The sequence below is a fragment of the Fulvimonas soli genome, from assembly GCF_003148905.1.
Classification (GTDB): domain Bacteria; phylum Pseudomonadota; class Gammaproteobacteria; order Xanthomonadales; family Rhodanobacteraceae; genus Fulvimonas; species Fulvimonas soli.
Map to the genome: position 1 here is coordinate 41,553 of NZ_QGHC01000018.1, position 9,711 is coordinate 51,263.

At 71.6% G+C, this 9,711-nt stretch carries 9 protein-coding genes and 1 pseudogene; 4 read left to right on the forward strand and 6 right to left on the reverse strand.

Annotated features, from left to right (window positions below; genetic code table 11):
* Nucleotides 1-39: 39 nt before the first annotated feature.
* From pepQ to hemW, 4 genes are all read right to left on the reverse strand, one after another.
* A complete protein-coding gene (pepQ, locus tag C7456_RS15725; protein ID WP_109724754.1) occupies nucleotides 40-1,356 on the reverse strand; it encodes a Xaa-Pro dipeptidase in 1,317 nt (438 codons plus the stop codon).
* Between the two features lie 250 nt (nucleotides 1,357-1,606).
* Complete coding sequence (locus C7456_RS15730; RefSeq protein ID WP_109724755.1) at nucleotides 1,607-1,945, reverse strand: PilZ domain-containing protein; 339 nt, start codon at nucleotides 1,943-1,945, stop codon at nucleotides 1,607-1,609.
* Nucleotides 1,942-4,158 carry a DUF1631 family protein gene (locus tag C7456_RS15735; protein WP_109724756.1) on the reverse strand — a complete coding sequence of 739 codons (2,217 nt, stop codon included), beginning with the start codon at nucleotides 4,156-4,158 and terminating at the stop codon, nucleotides 1,942-1,944. Before C7456_RS15735 ends, C7456_RS15730 begins: the two co-directional genes overlap by 4 nt.
* Before the next feature lie 75 nt (nucleotides 4,159-4,233).
* Entirely contained in the window at nucleotides 4,234-5,400 is a 1,167-nt protein-coding gene (gene hemW / locus C7456_RS15740) for a radical SAM family heme chaperone HemW (RefSeq protein WP_109724757.1), read from the reverse strand.
* An 80-nt stretch (nucleotides 5,401-5,480) separates the two neighbouring features.
* Here hemW and C7456_RS15745 point away from each other — a divergent pair, with 80 nt between their 5' ends.
* Both C7456_RS15745 and C7456_RS15750 read left to right on the forward strand, forming a co-directional pair.
* A complete protein-coding gene (locus C7456_RS15745) occupies nucleotides 5,481-5,705 on the forward strand; it encodes an AbrB/MazE/SpoVT family DNA-binding domain-containing protein (RefSeq protein WP_109724762.1) in 225 nt (74 codons plus the stop codon).
* Between the two features lie 3 nt (nucleotides 5,706-5,708).
* Nucleotides 5,709-6,122, forward strand: a pseudogene (locus C7456_RS15750) (type II toxin-antitoxin system death-on-curing family toxin); the annotation flags it as partial.
* A 16-nt stretch (nucleotides 6,123-6,138) separates the two neighbouring features.
* Here C7456_RS15750 and rdgB read toward each other — a convergent pair.
* On the reverse strand, nucleotides 6,139-6,735 hold the full coding sequence (rdgB, locus tag C7456_RS15755; protein ID WP_109724758.1) for an RdgB/HAM1 family non-canonical purine NTP pyrophosphatase: 597 nt from the start codon (nucleotides 6,733-6,735) through the stop codon (nucleotides 6,139-6,141).
* Between the two features lie 2 nt (nucleotides 6,736-6,737).
* Nucleotides 6,738-7,466, reverse strand: coding sequence for a ribonuclease PH (gene rph / locus C7456_RS15760; RefSeq protein WP_109724759.1), 729 nt, complete (start codon nucleotides 7,464-7,466; stop codon nucleotides 6,738-6,740).
* A 77-nt stretch (nucleotides 7,467-7,543) separates the two neighbouring features.
* Between rph and C7456_RS15765 the strand changes: the two genes are divergently transcribed.
* Complete coding sequence (locus C7456_RS15765; protein WP_109724760.1) at nucleotides 7,544-8,404, forward strand: YicC/YloC family endoribonuclease; 861 nt, start codon at nucleotides 7,544-7,546, stop codon at nucleotides 8,402-8,404.
* 1,036 nt (nucleotides 8,405-9,440) lie between these two features.
* Nucleotides 9,441-9,626 (forward strand): hypothetical protein, encoded by a 186-nt coding sequence (locus tag C7456_RS15770; RefSeq protein ID WP_109724761.1) that lies wholly within the window; start codon nucleotides 9,441-9,443, stop codon nucleotides 9,624-9,626.
* Nucleotides 9,627-9,711 lie beyond the last annotated feature (85 nt).

The window sequence follows — 9,711 nt, forward strand, 5'->3', positions numbered from 1 at the left end:
GTCGACCCGACGGCGGATTGCCGCAGGCGAGCGGCCGGCTCAGGCCGCGGCGAAGGCGTCGCGGGTGAGGTTCTCCGGCGCGCCGTCGGTGCAGGCCACGTCGTCCTCGATGCGGATGCCGCCGTACCCGCGGAAGGCGTCCACCTTCGCCCAGTCGACGTCGGCGGCCTGCGGCTTCGCCCTGAGCTCCTCCAGCAGCATGTCGATGAAGTACAGGCCCGGCTCGATGGTCACCACCATGCCCGGCTCCAGCGTGCGCGTCATGCGCAGGTACGGGTGGCCGGCCGGGCGCGGGATGCTGCCGCCGCGCTCGCTCTGCTGGAAGCCGGCCACGTCGTGCACCTGCAGCCCGATCGGGTGGCCCAGGCCGTGCGGGAAGAACGCGGCGGTGACGCCGGACTCCACCGCGCTCTCCGCGCTCATGCGGATGAAGCCGTGCTCGCGCAGCACGCCGGCCAGCACGTGGTGGGCGTGGACGTGCAGCTCCGGGTAGCTCTGCCCGGCGCGCACCTTCGCCGCGAAGCCGCGCTGCGCGGCGTCCACGCTGTCGACCAGCGCCTGGAACCCGGCGTGGCCGGCGGCGGCGTAGGTGCGGGTGATGTCGCTGGCGTAGCCGGCGCAGCTCGCGCCCGCGTCGATCAGGAACGCGCGGTGCTCGGCCGGCGGCGCGCGGTCGAAGTGCGTGTAGTGCAGCACCGCGCCGTGCTCGTTGAGGCCCACGATGCTGGCGTAGGGCAGCTCGGCGTCGACCTGCCGCGCGGCGGCGAGGTAGGCCAGGTGGATGCCGAACTCGCTCTCGCCGGCGCGGAACGCGGCCTCGGCGGCGCGGTGCGCGCGCGCGCCGATGCGGTTGGCCTCGCGCATCAGCTCCAGCTCGTAGGGCGTCTTGTACGAGCGGTGCCAGTGCAGGCAGTCGAGCACGGCCCGCGGGTTGTTGGCCTCCACGCCGTCGATGGGCGGGCAGGCCGGGGCGATCACCGCGCGGCGGCCTCCGGGCAGCTGCGCCGCCGCCTCGGCGGCGCTGCGCACGACCACGATGTCGAAATGCTCCACCCAGTAGCCGCGCGGCGCCTCCGGCACCACGTGCCAGTAGTCGCGCGGCTGCACGAACACCAGCTTCGGCTTCGCGCCCGGCGTGTAGGCGATCCAGCTGCCCGGCGCGTCGGCCAGCGGCAGCCAGTGGCGGAAGTGCGGGCTGGCGGCGAAGGGGTAGTCCTGGTCGTCGAGGAACCTGCCCGGCGGCGTGCCGGCGGCGACCAGCAGGTGGTCGAAGCCGCCCAGCGCCAGCGCGCGGTCGGCGCGCTCGCGCACGGTGGCGAGGTGCTGCGGGTAGAGCGGGGCGAGGCGGTCGTGCATGGAGCGTCCTGTGCGGGTCGGGGCGGGCGCCGGGGGCCGAGAGAGAGAGTCCGTTCACGATCCTGTCGTGGCCCCGCGACGGAGCCATGGGAAGTCCGCCATCGCGGCCGGAGGCCGCTCCCACACGGCTTGCGAGTTCACGTGGGAGCGGCCTCCGGCCGCGATGCCGGCGCCGGGCACGGCAGGATCGTGAACGGGCTCCAAGGGCGACGATGATCGCGCGGGCCGCCCCGCGCTGCCAAGCCGCGCGTCAGGACGGCAGCGCCAGCCACGCCTGCAGGCGGGCGTTGTCCTCGCTGCTGATCGCCACGATGCGGTAGCCGGCCCACACCTGCCCCGGCGTGGCGGCCTGCTCCTGCCACTGCTCCTGCACGCCTACCTCGATGTGCTGCGGCGTGCGGCCCAGGCCCGACAGCGGCAGGCGCAGCTGGTAGATCGCCTCGCTGCGCGGCGGGTTCGCGCTGATCACCAGCATGCCGCTGGCGGAGAGGTTGCCGAGCTGGCCGAACGGCTGCCCGCTGATCATGTCGGTGACCACGGCGGTGTAGTCGGTGCGCTTGCGCACGGCGCGGCGCTGGTCGCGGCTCATGGCTGGGCTCCGGGAATGGCGGGGCGGGGCGCCTGGCGCAGGCTGCGGGCGAGCGCGCGCCAGGCGCGGTCGAGCAGGCCGTCGTGGCCGCGCGGCGCCTCGCGCACGCGGCCGCTGGCGATCTCGTGGGCCAGCTGCGGCAGCGCGATCTCCTCGGCGCGCTGGCCGCGGCGGGTGACGAACAGGCTGTTGCCGGACACCGGCGAGAACCAGGCCAGCTTGCGCAGCGTGACCTGGCCGCTGGCCGCGTCGACGAACTCGAACCAGCTGCCGAAAGGCAGCTCGCGCAGGCGCGCCAGGATGCGCTGCTCCTCGGGATTCGCCGGCGCGGGCGCGCTGGCCGTCACGGTCGCGCCCGCCGCCGTCGCGGCGGCGGACGGGGACGGCGCCGCGCCCTCGCCGGCCTGCTCGCCCAGGCGCTGGTGCTGCTTCAGGCGCATCGCCAGCCCGGTGGCGCTGGGGCCGTCGGCGCCGCTGGCGGCGCCGGCGCCGATCAGCCGCTGCGCCACCTGCACCGCCTGGTCGCCGTGCATGCCGATCTGCTGCAGGCCCGCTTCCACCTCGTCCTGCAGCTTGCGGCGGTCGCCCAGCGGCAGGCGGCCGAGCAGCTGGTCGGTGATGATCAGGCGGGTGGCGAAGGTGTCGCTCTCCTCGCCGTGGCGCAGCAGGGTCAGCGCCAGCACGTCGGACCAGGCGCGTTCCAGCAGGGTGCGCAGCAGGCCGCGCGGCGGCGCCTTGGCGAAGCGCTCGGCCATCAGCTCGGCGGCGCGCTGGCGCGCCTGCTCCAGCCGCTCGCGGCCCTGCATCGCCTCCACGTGGCGGCGCTCGGCCACCTGCGCCTTGTGGCGGAGCTGCGCCAGGTGCTGCTCGACGTCGGCCAGCAGCGCGGCGAACAGCTCGTTGCTCGGCTGCTCGCGGGCGGCGCGCTCGACCAGCTGCTCCAGCCGGGCGCGCAGGCCGCGGTCGGCCTCGCTGCCGGCGTCGTCGATCCAGTCGTGCGCCGCCTCGGTGACCTTGCCGAGCAGCTGGCGCGCCGGGTGCCCGCGCTGCTCGAAGAACTGGCGGTCGGCCATCGCCACGCGCAGCAGCGGCAGCTGCAGGCCGCCGAGCAGGTTCTGCGCCTGCCCGCCCTGCTGCAGCTGGCGGGCCATCTGCTCGAACAGCATGGCGACCAGCTCCACCGTGTCGCCCTGCTCGGGGCTGAGCTGGGCCGGCGCGCTGCCCGGCGGGCGCGCGGCGTTGAGCTGCTGCAGCAGCTCGTCGCGCAGGCGCTGCGCGCTGCGCAGCTCGCGGCTGACGTGGTCGCTGACCTGGCCGATGTGCTGCTGCAGCGCGGCCAGCGCGGTCTCCAGCTCCCCCGCGGTGGCCACGTGGCCGCCGGCCAGCGGGCCGCCCTGGCCGTGGCGGCGCTGCGCGAGCAGCTCGCGCAGGCTGTCCAGCACGGCGATCGGCTCGCTGTTGCGCGCCGTTTCCGCCGGCGCGCTGCCCTCGCGCGGCGGCGGCTCCGGCTCGCGGCCGCGGCGCACGGCGATGCGCGCCAGCGGGAAGGCGCGCAGGCCGGGCAGGATGCCCTCGCCGAGCAGCTGCGCGTTGATCAGCTCGTACAGCGGCGGCAGCTCCTGTATCAGGCTGCCCTCGACGCTCTGCAACAGCAGCAGCCGGTGCTCGCCGGGCAGGTCGAGCGCCTGGCTGGCCTCGCGGAAGGCGCGCGCCATCGCCTGCGGGCCGACCGGCAGCGCCTCGCCCTCCAGCGGCGGCGCGCCGATCAGCACGGCCAGGCGGTAGCCCAGCTCGATCAGCAGCGGGCCGCCGCGGGATTCGCCGCGCGCCACCAGCTGGTCGACCGCGGCGGTGAGCTCGTGCTCCAGCGGATCGAGCAGGCTGAGCGGCTGGTCCGCGGCCGCGGCGGGGCTGGCGGCGGGCTCGCCGAGCCGGTCGAAGGCGCGCTCGACGCTGGCGACGAAGCTGCGGTCGAACAGCTGGCGCTCCTGCGGCAGGCGCTGGCGGGTGGCGAAGTAGCTTTGCTGGTCGAGGTGGCTGCGCGCGCGTTCGGCCTGCTCGCGCAGGCGGCTGTCGAAGTCGGCCAGGCTCAGCCGCAGCGGCTCGTGCAGCCAGTTGCCGCACAGCGCGCGGACCTCGCCGAGCAGCCGCTGCGCGCGCGCCGGCCAGCGCACGTCCGCGCGGCGCGCCGACAGCCCCGCCTGGTCGATCATGGCGCCTCCCCCTGGCGATGTTCCCCGGTGGCGCAGTCTATGCCGGTTGCGGGCGGCCCGCCATGGCGCGTCGGCTCAACCGAGGAAGGCGCCGATCACGTCGTTGAGGAAGCGCTGGCCCAGCGCGGTGGCGCGCAGCCGGCCGGGCTCCCCGCTCAGCCAGCCGCGGCGTTGCGCCTCGGCCAGCGGCGCGGCGATCGTCGCCGCCGGCAGGCCGGTGCGCGCGGCGAACTCGTCCAGCGGCACGCCCTCGACCAGGCGCAGCGCGTTGAGCATGTACTCGAACGGCAGCTCCCCGGCGGGCACCGCGGCATCGCCGCCGATGCGCGCGGGCATGCCGGCGGCATCGAGGTAGGCGCGCGGATGGCGCACCTTCCAGCGCCGCCGCACCGTGCCCGCGGCGGCGTCGCTGAGCTTGCCGTGCGCGCCCGCGCCGATGCCGAGGTAGTCGCCGAAGCGCCAGTAGTTGAGGTTGTGCGCGCAGCGCCGGCCGGGCCGCGCGTAGGCGGACACCTCGTACTGCGCGTAGCCGGCCTCGGCGAGGCGGGCCTGGCAACGCTCCTGCATGTCCCAGGCCGCGTCGTCGTCGGGCAGCGGCGGCGGCTGCGCGGCGAAGGCGGTGTTGGGTTCCAGCGTGAGCTGGTAGTGCGAGACGTGCGCCGGCGCGAGCGCGATGGCGCGCTCCACGTCGGCCAGTGCGCCGTCCAGGGTCTGCTCCGGCAGCGCGTACATCAGGTCGAGGTTGAGGTTGGCGTAGCCGGCGTCCTGCGCCGACTTCACCGCCGCCTCGGCCTCCGCCGCCGAATGGATGCGGCCCAGCCGCTTCAGCTTGTCGTCGTCGAAGCTCTGGATGCCGAAGGACAGCCGGTTCACGCCCGCGGCGAGGTAGCCGTCGAAGCGGCCGTGCTCGACCGTGCCGGGGTTGGTCTCCAGCGTGATCTCGCAGCCGTCGGCGAAAGGCAGCCGCGCGCGCGCGGCGTCGAGGAAGCGCGCGACGTGCTCCGGCGCGAACAGGCTGGGCGTGCCGCCGCCGAAGAACACGCTGGCGATCGGCCGGCCGTGCGCGGCCGCGCCGAAGTCGGCCAGGTCGGCGTCGAGGTCGGCCAGCAGCGCGTCGACGTAGGCCGCATACGGCGGCGGCTCGCCGCGCAGCCCGTGCGAGTTGAAGTCGCAGTACGGGCACTTCTTCACGCACCAGGGCATGTGCACGTACAGCGCGAGGGGCGGGGCGGTCAGCGGCATGGGCGCATTGTAGCCGGGCTGGCGGCCGTTATCACGATGGTTATAATGCAGACGGACTGAACGAGGACGCCGCGATGAACCTGAAGCTCAAGATCACCACCGTGGGCAATTCCGTCGGCGTGGTGCTGCCGCGCGAGCTGCTGGCGCGCCTGCGCGTGGGCAAGGGCGACACGCTCTACGTCACCGAGCTGCCGGACGGCATCAAGCTGGCGCCGTTCGATCCGCAGTTCGCGGCGAAGATGGAAGTGGCCGAGAAGGTGATGCGCCGCCGCCGCGATCTCCTGCGCGAGCTTGCCGGGAACTGACCGATGGTGCCGATCTGGATCGATTACTTCCTGGTGCTGGCAATCCACGATCGCCAGCTCGCCGAGCATGGCGGTGCCGAGGGCGTGCGCGACGAGGTTCTGCTCGAGTCGGCGCTTGCGCGGCCACAGCAGATGCTCGCCTACGCCGAGCCGGAGCCGGACCTGGCCGAGCTCGCCGCGTCGCTCGCCCACGGCCTGGCGCGCAAACATCCCTTCGTGGACGGCAACAAGCGCACCGCCGCGGTGGTCTGCGAAACCTTCATCGAGCTAAACGGCGCCCGGCTGGACGCCGAGGATGCCGAGCTGTTCCCGCGCTTTCTCGCCCTGGCCGACGGCCGCCTGTCCGCCCCCGACTTCGCCGCCTGGCTGCGCGGGCGCCTGCGCACGCAGCGGGTGCAGGAGGAAGCGCCGCGCTACCGTGCCAAGGCCGCGGTCAAGCCGGCGCGCCGAGCAGCGCGCGCAGCTTCGCCAGCGCCTGGCCGCGGTGGCTGATCGCGTTCTTCACCGCCGGGTCCAGCTCGGCGGCGGAGAGCGCCTGCCCGTCGGGCAGGAACAGCGGGTCGTAGCCGAATCCCTGCGTGCCGCGCGGGGCTTCCAGCACGCGGCCATGCCAGCGGCCTTCCGCGATCAGCGGCGCCGGGTCGTCGGCGTGGGCGAGCAGCACCAGCACGCAGATGAAGAAGGCGCCGCGCCCTTGCGCCGGCACGCCGTCCAGCGCGCGCAGCAGCTTGGCGTTGTTGGCCGCCGCGTCGCCGTGACCGCCCGCGTAGCGCGCGGAGTACAGGCCGGGCGCGCCGTCCAGGCGCTCCACGCACAGCCCCGAGTCGTCGCCCAGCGCCGGCAGCCCGGTGGCGCGCGCGGCGTGGCGCGCCTTGAGCAGCGCGTTCTCGACGAAGGTGCGGCCGGTCTCCTCGACGTCCTCCACGCCCAGGCTGCCCTGCGTCATCACCTCGATGCCGCTGCCGGCGAACAGCGCGTTGAACTCCGCCAGCTTGCCGCGGTTGCCGCTGGCCAGCACGATGCGCCGCATGCTCAGCGCTCCAGTGCCGCGCGCTGGAGCGCCACCAGCTCGGCGATGCCCTTCTCGGCCAGCGCGAGCATCGCGTCCATCTCGTCGCGGCGGAAGGCGTGGCCCTCGGCGGTGCCCTGCACCTCGATGAAGCCGCCGCCGTCGTTCATCACCACGTTCATGTCGGTGTCGCAGTCGGCGTCCTCGGCGTAGTCCAGGTCCAGCACCGGCAAGCCCTTGTAGATGCCCACCGAGACCGCCGCCACCGCGCCCACGATCGGGTTGCGTTTCAGGTTCTCGCGTTGCATCAGCAGGTGGATCGCGTCGGCCAGTGCCACGTAGGCGCCGGTGATCGCCGCGGTGCGGGTGCCGCCGTCGGCCTGGATCACGTCGCAGTCCAGCGTGATCACGCGCTCGCCCAGCGCCTGGCGGTTGACGCAGGCGCGCAGGCTGCGGCCGATCAGCCGCTGGATCTCCATGGTGCGGCCGCCCTGGCCGCCGCGGGCGGCCTCGCGCTGGGTGCGCGTGCTGGTGGCGCGCGGCAGCATGCCGTACTCGGCGGTGACCCAGCCCTCGCCCTTGCCGCGCAGCCACGGCGGCACGCGGTCCTCGATGCTGGCGGTGCACAGCACGCGGGTGTCGCCGAAGCTGACCAGCACGGAGCCTTCCGCGTGGCGGGTGTAGTGGCGCTCGATGGCGACGGGGCGGAGCTGGTCGCTGGCGCGGCCGCTCGGGCGGATCGTGGAGGTCATGCGCGGGGCCGTTGGGCAAGGCAGGGCCGGAAAGTTTACCATTGCCGCCTTTACCAGCCTGTCCCACGGGGCACCGCATGATCCGCAGCATGACGGCCTACGCTTCCGCCGAGTCCACCAGTCCCGCCGGCGCGCTCACCTGCGAGCTGCGCACGGTCAACCACCGCTACCTGGAACTCGCCCCGCGCCTGCCGGACGACCTGCGCGCGTTCGAGGGCGTCCTGCGCGAACGGGTGGCGGCGCGGCTCTCGCGCGGCAAGGTGGACCTCACCGTGCGGCTGCGCGGCGAGGCGCGCGGCGACGCGCTGCAGCTGGACGGCACGCTGCTGGCGCGGCTGGCCGAGCTGAACCTGGACCTGGCCGCGCGCTTCCCGAACCTCGCCACGCAGTTCACCGAGCTGCTGCGCTTCCCCGGCGTGCTGCGCCAGGCCGAGGTGGACGCCGAGGCGCAGCAGGCGGCGCTGCTGGCGGTGCTCGACCGCGCGCTGGACGCGCTCGCCGCCACGCGCGAGCGCGAGGGCGCCAAGCTGGCGGCGATCCTGCACGAGAAGCTCGACGCGATCGAGCGCATCGTGGCGCAGGTGCGCGGCTGGATGCCGGAGATCCGCGCCGCGCTGCGCGCGCGGCTGGAGGCGCGGCTGGCCGAGCTGAAGCAGCCGGCCGACCCGGGCCGGCTGGAGCAGGAGCTGGTGCTGCAGATCACCCGCAGCGACGTGGACGAGGAGCTGGACCGCCTCGCCACCCACGTCGCCGAGACCCGCCGCGTGCTGGGCCTGGCGGAGCCGGTCGGCCGCCGGCTGGACTTCCTGATGCAGGAGTTCAACCGCGAGGCCAACACGCTCGGCTCCAAGTCGGTGGACGCGCGCACCACCAACGCGGCGGTGGAGCTGAAGGTGCTGATCGAGCAGATGCGCGAACAGGTGCAGAATTTGGAGTAGTTACGGCGGCACGCGCCATCAAGAAAACGCTTTAAATTCAGTTATTTACAGAGACAATTTGTTTGATTAAGTGGTTCTCTGTCCAGTCAGATAGCAGACGATCCCAGCGTAGCGCAGGCATTCTGTGGGGGAATCCGTGGGGCTTTCCGTTCCCATCGACCTAGTCGATGCATCTCCCGATTTCCCCCCACAGATTCCTCGTGAATCTCCGTAGACATCGTGCCACGACTGGACTTGAACAAATCCTGATAGAACCCCTTGGGCTCGGTTGCGGACGGGTTCCGTTGATCGCGGCATCAACGGAGGGCTTACTTTCATGGCAAGCGCTGTTTCGGTCGGGAAAGGTGGCGTCACATGGATATTGAGCTATCGCGCCATCGGCACGGCCATGGATGTATTTGTGGAGAAATTTACATGCAGAATAAAAATTACATGCAGAATAGCGGTAGCTGCGCCATGTCTTGGTCGATGTGTCGGAGGATGTGGTTAAGAAGGATACTGGCCGTTAAGGTCGGGGAAACGTGACAGACCTCTTTCCGAACCTTTGATCATGAAGGGTGCTTCCCACTGATTGGCGACCAGCCTTAGTCAAGACTGCTGCCGTCTAAAGCGAACATTGGGTGCTTACGAAAGCTTGAAGGTTACTTGATGGCCGGATTTCGCCAATGATCTTTCCAAGCTTGATGGTCGAATCCGTCGGCCTAACTCATTACGCAGCGTCTGCGAGGTCATGATCACATGATCTGTACTTCCAGCATCAACGGCATCTCAATTGATCACGAACCGGATCCTCATCCGGGAGGTGAAGCTCAGGATGCCTGCAGGCGGGCAGACATCTTGCCTAGCCAGAGTAGACAGGCCAACATCTGGGAGTGACCGTGCAATAATGAGCTGCATTGTGTGGGTATGGTTGCATGCTTGGGGGGGCGGGGTGACCGCTGCCTGCGCCGTCAAAATCTAGGGGTCGTCGATGGCTACATCTTCTCGTCGTACAGTTCCGGTTGCGAGAGGATCAACTCGCCGTCAGGGTGCGAACGTGGGCATCGAGAAGAGCCTTGTCGCGAAGAAGAATTCTGCCGTCAAGAGAAACGGCAGTGGTGATTCTCCCTATCATTTGCGCATCTCCCGGCTCACTGTCGACAAGCTCGGCGTGAAGCTGTATGACAAAGCCAGTGCCGTGGTTGCCGAACTTGACCTGCCCCCACTGAGCCGTACCAAGTGAAGCTGTAAAGTCCGTCAACCACGAGGACGGACATGAAGAAGAGTCGCTTCACCACCGAGCAGATCATCGGGTTCATCAAGCAGTC

Coding starts and splice junctions, on each gene's coding strand:
- pepQ (WP_109724754.1), bottom strand. CDS start 1,356: ATGCACGACCGCCTCGCCCCGCTCTACCCGCAGCACCTCGCCACCGTG.
- C7456_RS15730 (WP_109724755.1), bottom strand. CDS start 1,945: ATGAGCCGCGACCAGCGCCGCGCCGTGCGCAAGCGCACCGACTACACC.
- C7456_RS15735 (WP_109724756.1), bottom strand. CDS start 4,158: ATGATCGACCAGGCGGGGCTGTCGGCGCGCCGCGCGGACGTGCGCTGG.
- hemW (WP_109724757.1), bottom strand. CDS start 5,400: ATGCCGCTGACCGCCCCGCCCCTCGCGCTGTACGTGCACATGCCCTGG.
- rdgB (WP_109724758.1), bottom strand. CDS start 6,735: ATGCGGCGCATCGTGCTGGCCAGCGGCAACCGCGGCAAGCTGGCGGAG.
- rph (WP_109724759.1), bottom strand. CDS start 7,466: ATGACCTCCACGATCCGCCCGAGCGGCCGCGCCAGCGACCAGCTCCGC.
- C7456_RS15765 (WP_109724760.1), top strand. CDS start 7,544: ATGATCCGCAGCATGACGGCCTACGCTTCCGCCGAGTCCACCAGTCCC.